Below are 15,157 nucleotides of genomic sequence, written 5' to 3' on the forward strand. Positions count from 1 at the left end.
AACTGCGGGAACGGCCTATCCGCTCAATGTGTTCGGCTGAGATCGGAAATCAACCAAGTGAATTTTTGGCACTAAAATTGAGTATTGCCCTGTTGACCGTGGGTGTTCTTTTTGCTAACACGCCATGAGGACACGCGTGCGCGCCCCGACACTTCAAAACCACAGTCTGTTCGCTTTACAACATGCAAACATGCGTTCGATAATAGGGGCATGGAATATCGACAGACAGATGGCAAAACACGGCGCGTGCACAAGCAGTACGTGGACGTCGTGGCCCGCATCCTCGCGGGCGGACAAGTCGTGCCGGTCACCGTCTGCTGGGTCGACGGCCGTTGCTTTACGATTGACGAGATCGTCTCGACCACCGGGTTCGGTCTGACGGTTCACGGCATCCGTACGGCAACATATAAGGTTCGTTTTGGCGGGCATGCGACCGAGTTATATCTGGAGGACCAGGCGCGCGAACGGGCGGATGGCTCGCAGGCGCATGTGATGCGTTGGTGGGTATGGGCGTTCGACCGCACACTCGAGGGGGAGCGCCGTAGGTAAGAGCACGCAGCATTCGGGTACAATGGCAGAAATCTTGTCATCTACGGCGCCGTCATTCGCGGCGCTTTTTGAAAGGACGAAGTATGAACGATATTCAGGGTTATCAGAACGGCCCCATCGAGACCGGTGCAAGCCGCGCTAAAGAGATGTCGCCGCGTGCGTACAACCTTGCCATGTCCGCCCTCATCTTCTTGGGCTTTTGCGTCATGGGCGCCGGCGCCTACTTTACGAGCACCATGTCGTTTGCCCGCATGATGATGAGCGGCGCCGCTCTGCCGCTGGTCTTTGGCTCGTTTATCCTGACCATTGTCGGCATCGTCATGATGTCGGCCGCTGCTAGCAAGCAGTCGGTGGGCCTGTCCCTTGTGGGCTACGTGGTCTTTGCGAGCACCTTTGGCCTGACGGCGTCGTTTGGTCTTGCCAACTACGACCTGCCCACCATCAACACCGCCTTTATCGCCACTGCTGCCATCACCTTTGTCTTTGGCGCGCTGGGCGTAACATTCCCCAAGTTCTTCCGACGCGTATATGGCATTGGTTTTGGCATTCTGCTCGCCACCATTCTGGTCGAGATCGTGCTCATGTTCATGGGCGTTTCGCAGACCATCACCGATCTGATCGTGATTGTGGTGTTCGCCGGCTTTATTGGCTACGACACCTATGTTGCCACGACGGTGCCGCCCACGCTGCCCAATGCGGTGCTTATGGCGTCCAACCTGTTCGTGGATATCATCAACGTGTTCCTGCGTGTTCTGAATATCCTCGGTCGTCGCGACTAGTGCGATGCCTTGCGTTGCTCTTATCGGGCGCGGTAAAACGATGCGAAAGGCGGTCCTTCGGGGCCGCCTTTTTTATGCGTGGCGGGGTATCATGGATGGAAAAAGCCGATAGCGGCAGCGACAGGAAAGGTGACCACTTATGGCAGACGTCGACAACAGGAACCGTAACCGCAGGCCCAACCGCGCGGGGCAGCCGAACCCTAAGCGTGAGGCTCGCGCCAAGGCTGCCGAGCGTCATGTGGCGGCTGTGTCCGAGGCCTGCGCCAAGGATATCGAGCGCTCGCTTGCCGGCGTTCGCGAGTTCGACGGCATGCCCGCCGGCTTTGTCGCGGCGATGAAGGCCAAGGCCCAGGCGGTCGTGGCTGCTGAGGAGGCGGTTGTCGAGGAGACGAAGGCCGCCGAGACCGTTGAGGTCGACGCCGCCGAGGTCGAAGCTGCGGTTGAGGCCGAGCCTGCGCCCGCCGAGGATACCGCCGAGGATGCCGCCGAGCCTGCGCCTGCCGAGGAGCCCGCTCCGGTCCTGCCCGAGGTCACCGTGCTCGATGCTTCGGCCACGCAGGCCATCCTAGACAACGGCCGTGGCTATGCGCAGTTCTGCGATATGGCCGTGCTCGCCTTTGCCTCGTTTACCAATCCGGGCGGCGGCTATATCCAGGGTTATCTGGGCCAGGAGGCGACGCTCTGCGCCGATTCGTACCTGTACAACGTGCTCGACAAGCAGCGTAAATGGTATGGCGAGAACCGCCGTCGCAACATCAACTGCGAGCTCTACCGTAACCGCGCCCTGGTGGTGCCCGCCGTGCGCTTCGACCGCAACCACGTGCATGCGTATGCCGACGTGATCGTGGCCGCAGCGCCCAACGTCAAGCGTGCCCGTCAGGAGTACCGCGTGAGCGACGACGCCCTGCTGGACGCCCTGCGCGACCGTATCCGCTTTGTCCTCGCCATCTGCGACGAGCTGGGTCGCGAGAAACTCGTGCTGGGAGCTTGGGGCTGCGACAACAACGGCTTTGACGCCGAGGCTGTGGCAGAGCTCTTCCGCAAGGAGCTCGCGTCGGGCGACTTTAAGGTCAAGCAGGTCTTCTTCGCCGTGCCTTCCACGCGCTGGGACGAGGACTTCGCTAAGTTCGAGCACGTGCTGGCAAACTTCCCCGAGCGCAACGAGGAGTCCTATGCCCAGGTTGCCGCCCGCGCCGCGGCTGCCCGTGCTGCCGAGCAGGCGAAGTCTGCTGCTGAGGATGATGAGGACGAAGACGATTGGCGCAAGTACCTGTAGGGCGACGCGCGCGATGTGACATGCCAAGCCGGCGGGAGGAGCTGCTCCTGACGGCTTTTTACTGAGTGAGGAGCTCAAGATGAAAAACGTTCTGTGCTTTGGCGACAGCAACACGTATGGCTACGATCCGGCGGGTATGCGCGACGGCACCGCGGTGCGCTATGCGCAAGATGTGCGCTGGTGCGGTGTGGCCCAGCGCGATCTGGGCGAGGGCTGGCATGTGATCGAGGAGGGCCTGAACGGTCGCACGACGGTGCGCGACGATATGTACCATCTGGACACCAACCTCAACGGCATTCGCGCGCTGCCGATGCTGCTGGAGTCGCATAAGCCGCTGGATGCCATTGTGATTATGCTGGGCACTAACGACTGCAAGACCGCTTTTAACGTAACGGCCACCGATATCGCTGACGGTGCCATGGCACTCGTTCGCACGGTCCGCGTGTTTCCGTGGACTGATGCCGCACCCTGCCCGCGCATTCTGCTGGTGGCTCCCATCAAGATTAAGCCGCAGATTGCCGATGTGTATATGACCGAGTTTGGCGAGCATGCCGTGGAGGCGTCGGAGCATTTTGCCGAGTACTACGCGTGGGTGGCCGAGCAGCTCGGCTGCGACTTTATGAATGCCGCCGACTTTGCCGAGGCGGGGGATATTGACTATCTGCACATGATGCCCGAGGGTCACGAGAGCCTGGGCCACGCCGTGGCGGCCAAGCTCCAAGAGATGCTCGGTGAGTAGTCCGACCCCAAACCACCACAGCCATCTTTGCGGTGGTTTGGGGCGTTTGTTTGTCTCGATCTGTAACATCTGGGGTTGATTTTGCCGAGTAATTGTTACAGATTGAGATAAATAAAAGGGTGCGAATAAAAAATCTCGATCTGTAACAGGTAGACCTAGAAATGGACTCTAACTGTTACAGATTGAGATATTTGCGGGAACCACCACGAAGGTGCCTGTCCCCTTTGTGGTGGTTTTGACTGTGGGTTTTAGTACTGCCACATGTGGTTGACGGGGCCGGAACCTTTGCCCATGTCCAGGCCGGCGGCGAGGGCGCCTGTTAGGTAGGCTTTGCCGGCATTGATGGCGTCGGCGAGGTCCATGCCCTGGGCCAGCGCGCAGGCGATAGCGGACGAGAGCGTGCAGCCAGTGCCATGCGTGTTGCTGGTCTCGATGCGCTTGTGACGGAACCACGTGGTGAGCGGATCACCCAGGTGGTTTCCCTCGTCATCGAGCGGCGCGGGCTCGGCCAGCACGTCGTTGGCCTCATTGACAAAATGCCCGCCCTTAACGAGGGCCGCGCAGCCAAAGCGGCGGGTGAGGAGCATGGCGGCATTTTGCTGCGTACGCTCGGAATCGACCTCATAGTCGAGCAGCGCCATGGCCTCGGGAATGTTGGGCGTGATAACCGTCGCCAACGGGAATAGGCGGCGGGTGAGCGCCTCGGCGGCATCTTCGGCAATCAGCCGTGCGCCCGAGGTGGCTACCATGACGGGGTCGACTACCACGTTTGTCGCGTTCCAGGCGCTCAGGCGGTCGGCGATAACATCGATAATCTCGGCAGCCGAAACCATGCCAATCTTGACGGCGCTCGGGCGGATGTCGTCAAAGACCGCATCGATTTGCGCAGCGACGATATCAGGGGAGATATTCTGCACGGCGGTGACACCGAGCGTGTTTTGTGCGGTGATGGCGGTGATGGCCGTCTCGGCATACAGGCGGTGCGCCGTGATGGTCTTGATGTCGGCCTGAATGCCGGCGCCACCGCTGGAATCGGATCCTGCGATGGACAGGACGGCAGGTACCTTACTGCGATCCATGTTTGCTCCCTTGTTCGGTCGGAATCAAATGGGTCTTTAAGCCAGCATTATAAAGATGCCCGGGCCGACTCTATGTCGAACCCGGGCGGGCGATGCAATCTTTACGCAAGTGTAAGCAAATGTTCACACGTCAACAATTGACGAACACCATGTTACCGATTGTGGCTCCGGTGACGAGTTAGTCCTCCATGCCGAGGTCGATCGTCGTGCCTTCGAACACCTTGTTAACGGTGCGGACGGCGCACATCTTGCCGCACATGGTGCAGGTGCCCTCGGTGGCGGCGGGGGATTCTTCGTAGCGTTTCTTGCCGGTGACCGGGTCGAGAGCACACTTCCACATGGCATCCCAGTCGAGCTTGCGGCGTGCCTGGCCCATCTTGTCGTCCATGTCGCGGGCGTGCGGCACCTTCTTGGCGATATCGGCGGCGTGCGCGGCAATCTTAGTGGCCATGAGGCCATCGAGCACGTCCTGGGCGTTGGGCAGGCACAGGTGCTCGGCCGGCGTCACGTAGCACAGGAAGTCGGCACCGGAGCTGGCGGAGATGGCGCCGCCGATGGCAGCGGTGATGTGGTCGTAACCCACGCCGATATCGGTCACCAGCGGCCCGAGCACATAGAACGGGGCATTGTGGCACAGGCGCTTCTGCAGTTTCATGTTGGCGGCGATCTCGTCGAGCGCCATGTGACCCGGGCCCTCGACCATGACCTGGACGCCGGCGGCCCAAGCGCGCTTGCACAGCTTGCCCAGCTCGATCATCTCAGCGGTCTCGGTGGCATCGTTGGAGTCGTAGAGGCAGCCCGGACGGCAGGAGTCGCCGAGCGAAATCGTCACGTCGTACTCGTGGCAAATCTCGAGCAGCTCGTCAAAGTACTCGTAGAAGGGGTTTTCGTTGCCGGTGACCTCCATCCAGCCAAACAGCAGCGAGCCGCCGCGACTGACGATGTTCATCAGGCGGCCGGTCTCCTTAAAGGTCTTGGTGACCGACTTGTTGATGCCGCAGTGGATGGTCATAAAGTCCACGCCGTCCTCGGCGTGCGCGCGCACGACCTCGAACAGGTCGTCCTTGGTCAGCTTGACCAGCGGCTTTTCCATGTAGCCGATGGCGTCGTACATGGGGACGGTGCCCACCATGAGCGGCGTCTCGTCGATGAGCTGCTGGCGGAACTGGCGCGTCTTGCCCGAGTTGGAAAGGTCCATGATGGCGTCGGCGCCAAAGTCCTCGGCGATCTTGACCTTCTTCCATTCCTCGGCGGCATCGGCTTTATCGCCCGAGATGCCCAGGTTGACGTTGACCTTAGTAGACAGGCCCTCGCCGACACCAAAGGCGCGCATGCCTTTTTTGATGTGCACGATGTTGGCGGGAATGGCGATGCGGCCGTCGGCCACGCGCTCGCGGATGTACTCGGGGTCGCGATGCTCGCGCTCGGCGACTTCCTTCATCTGCGGCGTGATCTGCCCGGCGCGGGCGAAGTCGATTTGCGTGACGAGCTTGGGCTCGGTCTGTGTGCTCATTGGCACGGCTCCCTTCGTTGGCATTACCCATATCAGGTTTGCGGGTCAGGGCGGGCGCGCCCAGTCTCAGCCTGCCGTCTTGTCCTGCAAGCTCCCCGTTTATGTAATGGGCTCAAGTATAGCTCGAATGGGTACGATTGGCCTAACGAGCGTGCCTGTGGGGAGGCGAACATGGAAGACAAGCATCTATATCGAGAGACGCAATGGGATGTATCGGCCGAGGAAAGCCGTGCGCACCATGGCCTTGTCGCGATTGGTTTTGCGGTGCTTGCCGTGCTGGTGATTGCCTTTTGTATCTGGACGTTTGGCGGTCACGGCGGCGCTGCATGGGAGTTCGAGGCCGACGATGCCCTGCCGATCATGACAGTGAAGGTTACGGGCGGCAATACCGTTGCCGCGCCGGGCGACTATTGGTATCCGCGCGACGAGTTTGTGCAGCTGCAGTTGAGCGGCGGGTCTATTCCGGGCGAAGAAATCGAACGCGTGACGTATGATGCGGCGCTCAAAACGCTGACGGTGAAGCTCAAGAATCAGGGCGACGTGCCTACGACTATGGATATCGCGCTGACGGAATGGCGCTTGGAGCCCCCATCGGGTGTTGCGGTGTCCGAGGTAGAGCACGTTAAGATTACCTACCAAGATGGCTCGACAAACGAAGTTGCCAAAGCCGACGGCTTGGCGGAATAGACGCCGTGCCTAGGCAGCACATTCAAAAGTAGCGGTGGTCCTACAAGGTCTGTTCGTTCAGGAAGACCAAAGTGTTCTTATTTGAAAGCTCGGGAAAGTGACGATAACCAACATCAAACGCGGTGAGCCCGCTTACATCCTCGAGCTTGTTTTCTGCCATCCAGCGCACCATGGAACCACGTGCCTTTTTGCTGGCGGTCGAGCGCTGGATGGGCTTGCCGTTGCGGATGCCTTCGCCAAAGAGGCACGTGACGACCGTGGCGTCGCCCGCGAGATGGGGCAGAACGGCTTTGGCGTACTCTACGCTGGCGAGGTTGACGATCGTGGTGTTTGAGCCTGCCGGGGCGATAGTCCGCGCGAGCTTGTCGCTCCAAAACGCATAGAGGTCTCGGGCATCGTCAACGGCGAGCTTTGCGCCCATTTCCAGCCGATATGGTTCGACGGCATGAAAGGGGCGAACGCACCCGTAAAGGCCCGAGAGGATCCACAGATGGTCTTGCAGCCATGCGAGCTGCGCGGAATCCATCACCTCGGGCGCCATGCTCTGGTATTGAATGCCGTGGTAGGACATGACGGCAGGGGAGAGGTGACAGGCGAGTGCGGGATTGTCGAGATCGCCGTTTTTCAGGATGGGCCCGAACTCATGCAGGGTGTTGAGGCAAGGCCCCAGCAGTTTGTCACTCACGTTCCATAGCGCCTGCAGGCTGTCGCTGCCTTCATTCCGCTCGATATCTAGCAGTGCGCGGTGGAGGCGAGCCGTCTCGCGCGCAAAGGGTGGAATGCCCAGGACTTCAAAAGCATCTTGGGCCGCGCGCATCTGCTTGGCGGGCGAAATGACGACCTGCAGCATGGACTCTCCTCTGCCAAAAAGGAAGTTGCGGTGGAATACGGTCTGTTTTGGCCGTTTATGGGCCAGTTTAGTCTGTATTTCACCGCAACTGATGAAGGGTTGGTTACGCGCGCTCGATGAAGGCCTTGTAGCCGCGATAGGCCTCGTAGATATCGGCCTTGTTAGCGACCTCCCACAGGGCGTGCATGGACAGGACGGCAACGCCAGAGTCGATGACGTTCATGCCGTACTTAGCCATGATGTATGCGATGGTGCCGCCGCCGCCCGCGTTGACGCGACCGAGCTCGCAGGTCTGGAAGTCCACGCCGGCCTCGTCCATGATGTCGCGGATGAGGGCCACATACTCGGCGTCGGCGTCGTTAGAGCCGCCCTTGCCGCGGCTGCCCGTGTACTTGTTAAAGCACAGGCCGCGACCCATAAAGGCTGCGTTCTTGGTTTCGAACTTGCCGGCGTAGCCCGGGTCGAAGCCGGCGGACACGTCGGAGGAGAGCATGCGGCTGCGGGCGAGCGCGCGGCGCAGGGCCAGCGGGCTATCCTCGCCGGCGAGCGTCATGATCTCGGCGACGGTGTTCTCGAAGAAGCGGCTCGTCATGCCGGTGGCACCCACGGAACCGATCTCCTCCTTGTCGACGATGAGTGTGATGCTCGTGCGCTCCACGTTGGCGACGTTGATCTGGGCGAGCATGGACGGATAGGCGCAGACACGGTCGTCGTGGCCATAGCCCAGAATCATGGAGCGGTCGAGGCCCATGTCACGGGCGGGGCCGGCGGGCACGACCTCGATCTCGGCGGAAAGGAAGTCCTCCTCCTCGACGTCGTACTGCTCCTTGAGGATATCCAGGAACATCTGCTTGACGGGCTCCTTGGGAGCGTCCTTGTCGTCCTCGTCAAACTTGACGGGGCGGCCGCCCACGATCACGTCGAGGATCTCGGCGTCGACGGCGTCCTTGGCGGGCTTGGCCATCTGCTCGCTCGAGAGGTGGATCAGCAGGTCGGAGATGGTAAAGACCGGGTCGTCGGCCTTGTCACCGATGTTGATGTCGACGGTGGTGCCGTCCTTTTTGCAGATGACGCCCACGAGTGCGAGCGGGGAAGCGACCCAGTGGTAGCTCTTGACGCCGCCATAGTAGTGCGTGTCGAGATAAGCCATGTCGCCGGCCTCGAAGGCGGGGTTCTGCTTGAGGTCCAGGCGCGGCGAGTCCACGTGGGCGCCCAGGATGTTAAAGCCCTGCTCGAGCGGGGCGGTGCCCAGGTTGACGAGCATGAGGTCCTTGCCGTGGTTGGCGGCGTACACCTTGTCGCCGGCCTTGAGCGCGCGGCCCTCGGCGATCACGGTCTCCAGATTGACGTATCCCGCCTCCTCGGCCATCTTGATGCCGGCCTTGACGCACAGGCGCTCGGTCTTGTTCTCACTCAAAAACTGCTTATAGCCGCGGCAAAGCTCCTCGAGCTCCTCGATTTGCTGTGGCGTGTACTTTTTCCATGCGCAGGGACGCTCCATGACGCAGGCTCCTTTCGGATCGATCGTGCTGGTTGATGTACCGTGAGCCATCGTATCACGCGCGGGCCCGCGGCGGCAGGGAAGCCTGATGTGCGGTGGCCGCGGGGCGGGGAGCGTGTAAACTGGTGTGAGCAAACCGTGCCCAGCCCAAAGCGAGGTATTCAATATGTCTGAAAAGCGCCGTACCTTTGCCGTCATCGACGGCAACTCGCTCATGCATCGCGCCTTCCACGCCGTGCCGCCGACCATGAACGCGCCGGACGGTCGCCCCACCAACGCGATCTTTGGTTTTCTGAACATGTTCCTCAAGATGATCGATGCCTTTAATCCCGACGGCGTTGTCGTGGCGTTTGACAAGGGCAAGCCGCGCGTGCGTATGGAGATGCTGCCGCAGTACAAGGCGCAGCGCCCGCCCATGGACCCCGACCTGCACGCGCAGTTCCCCATGATCAAGGAGCTGCTCGCCGCGCTCAACGTGCCCATTTTGCAGTCCGAGGGCTGGGAAGGCGACGATATCCTGGGAACCATGGCGCGCCTGGGCGAGGAGGCCGGCTGCGACATGCTGCTGGTGACCGGCGACCGCGACATGTATCAGCTCGTGACCGAGCACGTCAACGTGGTCTCGACTCGCAAGGGCCTGTCCGACGTGGCGATCATGACGCCCGAGAGCGTGGACGACCTGTATCACGGCATCACGCCGGCGCTCGTGCCCGATTTTTACGGTCTGAAGGGCGATACGTCGGACAACATTCCCGGCGTACCGGGCATCGGCCCCAAAAAGGCGAGTGCGCTCATCGCGCAGTACGGCAGCCTTGACGAGGTCATCGCGCATGCTGACGAGGTCAAGGGCAAGATGGGAGAAAACCTGCGCGCACACATCGACGACGCGCTGCTGAGCCGTAAGGTGGCGACCATCCGCACCGATGCACCCGTTGAGCTCGATTTTGAGGCGACGTCCTTCCCGGCGTTTTCCGCCGATGAGGTTTCCGCGGCGCTGGGCACGCTTGGTATCACCGCCATGCAGAACCGTTTCTTGGCGCTGATCGGCGGCGAGGGCGGGGCAGCTGCCAGCACGTTTGAGATTCCCGCCGTTTTGCGCGCAGCCGCCGGCGATGCTGGCGCGCTTGGTGCCGTTGCGGCTGAGGTCTCCCGCGTGATTGATGCCGGCGAGTGGGTCGCCGCCGTGGTGGACGATGACAAGGAAGAGGGCGCGCTCTTTGGGCTGACGCGCACGCTGTGGTTGGCGACGTCCAAGGGCCTGTTTGCGCTCGAGGAGGGCGACAGCGGTGCGGCGGCTGAGGTTGAGGGCTTCAACTTCGCCCACGGCGTAATTGCCGGCGTGCTCGCGCGTCTGTTTATGGAAGGCCGTGTGGCGAGCCCGGATATGAAGGCGCTTCTGCATGAGCTTTCGCCCATCGATTCTTCTGAGCTCGAGCTCATGGATCCGCTGGCAGTCGATTCCACGCGCATCTTCGATACCGTTGTTGCCGCCTACCTGTTGGATTCCGACCGCTCCGAGTTTGACGAGGTGTATCTGGCCGATACGTATCTGCAGATGGCGCTGCCTGCGGCGCGCGGCGCAGAGGGTGCTGGCGAGGACGCTCCTGCGCCCGCCGCTCGCACGGCGGCCTTGACGCTGGCGCTGGTTGCACCGCTGCGCGAGCGCATGGCGCGCGAGAACGCCGCCAACGTGTTCGACGGCATCGAGATGCCGCTCGTGCCGGTGCTCGCCAAGATGGAGCGCGCAGGCATGCTCGTGGACCCCGACCGCCTGCACAGTCTGTCCGAGGGCCTGGCGACCCAGATTGCCGATGTCGAGCGCAGCATTCGCGACCTGGCCGGCGACGAGACCTTTAACATCGGCAGCCCCATGCAACTCTCGCACGTGCTGTTTGATGTTATGGGACTTCCGACCAAGGGCCTCAAAAAGACCAAGCGCGGCTACTATTCGACCAACGCCAAGGTGCTGAGCGACCTTGCCCGCGACCACGAGATCGTGCGCCTGATTTTGGACTGGCGTGAGAAGTCCAAGATTAAGTCGACCTATCTGGACACGCTGGGCCCGCTGCGCCGTGGTGACGGGCGTGTGCACACCACGTACAACCAGACCATCACCGCGACGGGGCGTTTGTCTTCGAGCGACCCCAATCTGCAAAACATTCCGACGCGCTCGGAGCTGGGGCGTACCGTCAAGACGGCGTTCTCGGCGGGCGAGGGCAGCGTCTTTTTGGCGGTGGACTACTCGCAGATCGAGCTGCGCCTGCTCGCGCATCTTTCGGGTGACGAGCACCTGGTGCGCGCCTTCAACGAGGGCGAGGACTTCCATGCCGAGACGGCCGCGCGCGTATTTGGCGTGCCGGTGTCCGAGGTGACACCCGACCTGCGTAGCCGCGCCAAGGCCGTGAACTTTGGCATCGTGTACGGCCAGCAGGCCTATGGACTGTCGCAGTCGCTGCACATCTCGATGGCCGAGGCGCGCGATATGATCGATCGCTACTACGAGGCCTACCCGGGCGTGCGCACGTTCCTCGACAATGTGGTGGCGCGAGCCAAGCAGACGGGCTATGCCGAGACCATGTATGGCCGCAGACGCCATATTCCCGAGCTCAAGGCCAAAAACCCACAGCTCCGCGGCTTTGGTGAGCGCACGGCCATGAACCACCCCATGCAGGGCACCGCCGCCGACATCATCAAGATCGCCATGGCCCGCGTAAGCCGTCGCTTGGAAGAAGAAGGCTTTGCCGCCCACATGATCCTGCAGGTACACGACGAACTGGACTTTGAGTGCCCCGTCGACGAAGTCGAGCGCCTCACCGCCATGGTCCGCGACGTCATGGAACACGTAGTAGACCTCCGCGTACCGTTGATCGCCGAAGCCAGCACCGGCATAACCTGGGCCGACGCGAAATAGGGAAGCACTCCGTAAGGCAAGCTCGCCCAAGACGCAAGCCCCCACATACTTAAGATTTGGGACAAACACTACTGATTAATTTGTCCCACAGTAACCAAAACAGAGGGGAGCCCCTCCCAACAAGGAGCTCCCCTCTGCTCAAATCATTTCAGCTAAGTATCTAGACACTCAAGACGCCATCTTGGCGCCCGGCCGGGTCCGACGAGCTCCGTTAACGGGCCGCCAAGATGGCGTCGATGAGCGTCAGTACGCCCCCGTCGTTGTTGCTCGGAATGCGCCATTTGGCATGCGCGTTCATGTGCTCCTCGGCATTGTCCACGATAAAGCTATGCCCGACGTGCTCCAGCATGGGGATGTCGTTGTACGTATCGCCCACGGCAGCGGCGTCGGCGATATCGATGCCCAGGCGCTCGCAGAGATGTGCTACGCCCGACCCCTTGTCGACGCCCAGGTTCATGAAGTCGATCCACTCGCGCCCGGCGTTGGTGACGTAGAGCTTGTCCGAGAACTCGGGGCTGTAGTCCTCGCGAAACGCTGGCTCGGCATCGTAGGCGGGGAAGAAGATCGAAATCTTGTTGGACTCGATATCAAGGCCCTCAAAGCTATCGACGTAGTTGATCGTGTTGTAGTACACGCTGATCTCGTCGTGGTACTGATGGTCGCGGGCGAGCACATAGAACTCGTCGTAGCAGCACAAGACGGGAACGGCACGCGGGTCCTCCGAGGCACGGGCGAGCACCTGCTGATACAGCGCCACATCGATGTTGCTCTTATAGATATAGCTGCCGCGATAGATGACGCAGGCTCCGTTGTCGGGACAAAAAGCAAGGCGGTTCTTAATGCTCTCGAACATTTCCTCGAGTTTGGGGGCGGGGCGTCCGCTGGCGGGGCAGAATACAATGCCTGCGTCGGCGAGCTTGTCCAGGCGCTCATCAAGACCCTGCGGCAGTACGCGCTCGTCGGTGAGCAGCGTCTTGTCCATGTCGACGGCGATGAGTTTGATGTTGCCGATGTTGGCGTCTGATTCATAAGTCTGCATAAATGCGCCTTTCCGTTTCCAGATTGTTTCGGGCGTAATGACCCTCTGCTATGTAATCGAGCGTATTTTCGCAGGAATGGTGCGTACTTGCACTGCAATTCACAAACTAATGAAAAAACTTTTCAGAAATTTGAATTTGTCGCTTGTACAGCAGGCACTTTAGCGTAATATAGCAACCATCGAAAACGGAGACGGCAAAAGCACCGCTTACCGAGGAAAAGGTACCGTTTGCGATATTAGAATTGCGCCCGGCGATAGGTGAAAGGAGAGGCAGATGCAGTTCGTAAAGATCATCACTACTGCAGACAATGCCATCCGACGCCAGCGCGCAATTTCCCGACGACGATAACAATCGTCTCTGTCCGTATGGGGCGAATTGCCTCAACAGAGTCATTTTGAGGTCGTTGGGTTTTAGCACGACATTGCTGCATGTTTCTAGGGCATGTTGTGCTGCTTTTTGCTATTTAACCTGATATTGCACGGTTTTTGACCTCGAAATGACTTGCAACTGACCGATGTTCTAACTAGCTACCAAGGGCGAAAGGAAACAGCCATGAGCAAGGAAAAAGTCGTTCTCGCATATTCCGGTGGTCTTGATACATCCGTATGTGTCAAGTGGCTCCAGGACGAGAAGAATCTCGATGTTGTTTGTGTCTGCGGCAACGTGGGCCAGGAGGAGACCGGCTTGGATGCCAAGAAGCAGAAGGCGCTTGACCTGGGCGTTCTCGATTGCCAGGTGCTCGACCTGCGCGACGAGTTCTCCGATGAGTTCCTGACTAAGGCCATCGCCGCAAACTCCATGTACGAGAACAAGTACCCGCTGCTCTCCGCGCTGTCTCGCCCGCTGCTCGCCAAGAAGCTTGTCGAGGTCGCCCACGAGTTTGGCGCGACCTATGTCGCCCACGGCTGCACCGGCAAGGGTAACGACCAGGTCCGTTTTGAGGCCGCCGTCAAGGCCCTCGACCCCGAGCTCAAGGTTATCGCCCCGGTTCGCGAGTGGGACCTGAAGTGCCGTCCCGACGAGGTCGCCTATGCCCACGCCCACAACGTGCCGGTTCCCGAGGGTGCCAACGACAACCCCTACTCCATCGACGACAACCTGTGGGGTCGTGCCATTGAGTGCGGTCACCTGGAGGATCCCTGGAACGAGCCGCTCGACGACGCTTGGGTTATGACCAAGAATCCCGAGGACACGCCCGACACCCCGACCTACACCGAGATTGAGTTTGAGGCCGGCAAGCCCGTCGCCGTCGATGGCAAGAAGATGAAGCTCTCCGAGATCGTCATCGCCCTCAACAAGATTTCGGGTGACACCGGCTTTGGCCGTCTCGACCTGGTCGAGGATCGTCTGGTGGGCCTCAAGAGTCGCGAGTGCTACGAGGTTCCTGGCGCCCTGACGCTCATCACCGCCCACAAGGCGCTCGAGGACATCTGCGTCGAGGGCGACCTGCTCAAGACCAAGATTAAGCTCGAGCAGGATTGGGCCACCGCCGTGTACAACGGTCAGTGGTACAGCCCGCTCAAAAACGCGCTCGATGCCTTTATGGCCGACACCCAGAAGTTCGTGACCGGCACCGTCCGTCTGAAGTTCTTTAAGGGCAACTGCCATGTCGTCGGCCGCAAGAGCCCGTTTAGCCTGTATGACTACGGTCTGGCTACCTACGACCGCGACACTACGTTTGACGAGAAGGCCAGCGCCGGCTTTATCGAGATCGATACGCTGTCGCTCAAGACGTGGGCTAAGGTCCAGGGCCCTAGCTCTGCTGCCGCCCAGGCCTAGCGCCTCCTTCCTTTGGTATCCGCGCGGCCCATCCGCGTGATACATAACGGGCACATGGGGTCCCTACCTTTCGTTATGCTTGCTGACACTTCTTAACATCGGTGGCCCCTACGTTCCGCCCGCATATATGATGCCGCGTCTGCGGCTGAGTCCGAGCCCCGCCGGGGTTGTCCGGCGGGGCTCCTCCTATCAATTTGACGGCCCTGCGCCTATATATATGGGGAGTATCCATTATGTTCAATGCTATCGCGCATGCTTTACTTGCCCTCGCGCCCGAGTTCGATGCTGCAAAGGTCGAGGACGTTCCTATGAGCCTAAAGGCCTGGATCGATGGTTCGCAGGGCAACATTCGGAGGGAGACGTTGGGCGCCAAGTGCATGGCGCGTCACTTCTTTGCAAATTAGCTATATGGCCTCGCACATGGTGGGGAATATGCAAAACTAGCGGTTGAGAA

The 15,157-nt window shown here is 60.5% G+C and carries 13 protein-coding genes and 1 riboswitch; of the genes, 8 read left to right on the forward strand and 5 right to left on the reverse strand.

The window, feature by feature from the left end; genetic code table 11:
- The first annotated feature begins 210 nt into the window (after positions 1-210).
- The 4 genes from I2G43_RS05240 (at position 211) to I2G43_RS05255 (ending at position 3,343) form a co-directional block, all read left to right on the forward strand.
- Positions 211-549 carry a hypothetical protein gene (locus I2G43_RS05240; RefSeq protein ID WP_195535356.1) on the forward strand — a complete coding sequence of 113 codons (339 nt, stop codon included), beginning with the start codon at positions 211-213 and terminating at the stop codon, positions 547-549.
- An 83-nt stretch (positions 550-632) separates the two neighbouring features.
- Positions 633-1,328, forward strand: a complete 696-nt coding sequence (locus I2G43_RS05245) for a Bax inhibitor-1 family protein (RefSeq protein ID WP_195535357.1) — start codon at positions 633-635, stop codon at positions 1,326-1,328.
- Between the two features lie 139 nt (positions 1,329-1,467).
- Positions 1,468-2,604, forward strand: a complete 1,137-nt coding sequence (locus tag I2G43_RS05250) for a TIGR02452 family protein (protein ID WP_195535358.1) — start codon at positions 1,468-1,470, stop codon at positions 2,602-2,604.
- Between the two features lie 79 nt (positions 2,605-2,683).
- A complete protein-coding gene (locus I2G43_RS05255; protein ID WP_195535359.1) occupies positions 2,684-3,343 on the forward strand; it encodes an SGNH/GDSL hydrolase family protein in 660 nt (219 codons plus the stop codon).
- Between the two features lie 248 nt (positions 3,344-3,591).
- Here I2G43_RS05255 and thiD read toward each other — a convergent pair whose 3' ends face one another.
- Positions 3,592-4,422, reverse strand: coding sequence for a bifunctional hydroxymethylpyrimidine kinase/phosphomethylpyrimidine kinase (gene thiD, locus I2G43_RS05260; RefSeq protein WP_195535360.1), 831 nt, complete (start codon positions 4,420-4,422; stop codon positions 3,592-3,594).
- A 178-nt stretch (positions 4,423-4,600) separates the two neighbouring features.
- Entirely contained in the window at positions 4,601-5,935 is a 1,335-nt protein-coding gene (gene thiC, locus I2G43_RS05265; protein ID WP_099431544.1) for a phosphomethylpyrimidine synthase ThiC, read from the reverse strand.
- Positions 5,928-6,043, reverse strand: a riboswitch (TPP riboswitch). (Overlaps the previous gene by 8 nt.)
- Positions 6,044-6,106: 63 nt before the next feature.
- Between thiC and I2G43_RS05270 the strand changes: the two genes are divergently transcribed.
- Complete coding sequence (locus tag I2G43_RS05270; protein ID WP_195403970.1) at positions 6,107-6,622, forward strand: hypothetical protein; 516 nt, start codon at positions 6,107-6,109, stop codon at positions 6,620-6,622.
- Positions 6,623-6,662: 40 nt separating this feature from the next.
- Here I2G43_RS05270 and I2G43_RS05275 read toward each other — a convergent pair whose 3' ends face one another.
- A complete protein-coding gene (locus I2G43_RS05275; RefSeq protein ID WP_195535361.1) occupies positions 6,663-7,472 on the reverse strand; it encodes a YaaA family protein in 810 nt (269 codons plus the stop codon).
- Between the two features lie 103 nt (positions 7,473-7,575).
- The gene (locus I2G43_RS05280) at positions 7,576-8,973 is read right to left on the reverse strand and encodes an aminopeptidase (protein ID WP_118094086.1); all 1,398 of its coding nucleotides are present in this window, start codon (positions 8,971-8,973) and stop codon (positions 7,576-7,578) included.
- 166 nt (positions 8,974-9,139) lie between these two features.
- Between I2G43_RS05280 and polA the strand changes: the two genes are divergently transcribed.
- Positions 9,140-11,884 carry a DNA polymerase I gene (polA, locus tag I2G43_RS05285; protein WP_195535362.1) on the forward strand — a complete coding sequence of 915 codons (2,745 nt, stop codon included), beginning with the start codon at positions 9,140-9,142 and terminating at the stop codon, positions 11,882-11,884.
- Between the two features lie 211 nt (positions 11,885-12,095).
- Here the strand turns inward: polA and I2G43_RS05290 are convergent, their stop codons facing one another.
- On the reverse strand, positions 12,096-12,923 hold the full coding sequence (locus I2G43_RS05290; RefSeq protein ID WP_195535363.1) for a Cof-type HAD-IIB family hydrolase: 828 nt from the start codon (positions 12,921-12,923) through the stop codon (positions 12,096-12,098).
- A gap of 553 nt (positions 12,924-13,476) precedes the next feature.
- Between I2G43_RS05290 and I2G43_RS05295 the strand changes: the two genes are divergently transcribed.
- Together I2G43_RS05295 and I2G43_RS05300 are read left to right on the forward strand one after the other, a co-directional pair.
- A complete protein-coding gene (locus I2G43_RS05295) occupies positions 13,477-14,703 on the forward strand; it encodes an argininosuccinate synthase (RefSeq protein WP_195535364.1) in 1,227 nt (408 codons plus the stop codon).
- Between the two features lie 233 nt (positions 14,704-14,936).
- The gene (locus I2G43_RS05300) at positions 14,937-15,107 is read left to right on the forward strand and encodes a hypothetical protein (RefSeq protein ID WP_156058436.1); all 171 of its coding nucleotides are present in this window, start codon (positions 14,937-14,939) and stop codon (positions 15,105-15,107) included.
- Positions 15,108-15,157: the final 50 nt, after the last annotated feature.

Source organism: Collinsella aerofaciens (assembly GCF_015557435.1).
Taxonomy (GTDB): Bacteria; Actinomycetota; Coriobacteriia; order Coriobacteriales; family Coriobacteriaceae; genus Collinsella; species Collinsella aerofaciens_Z.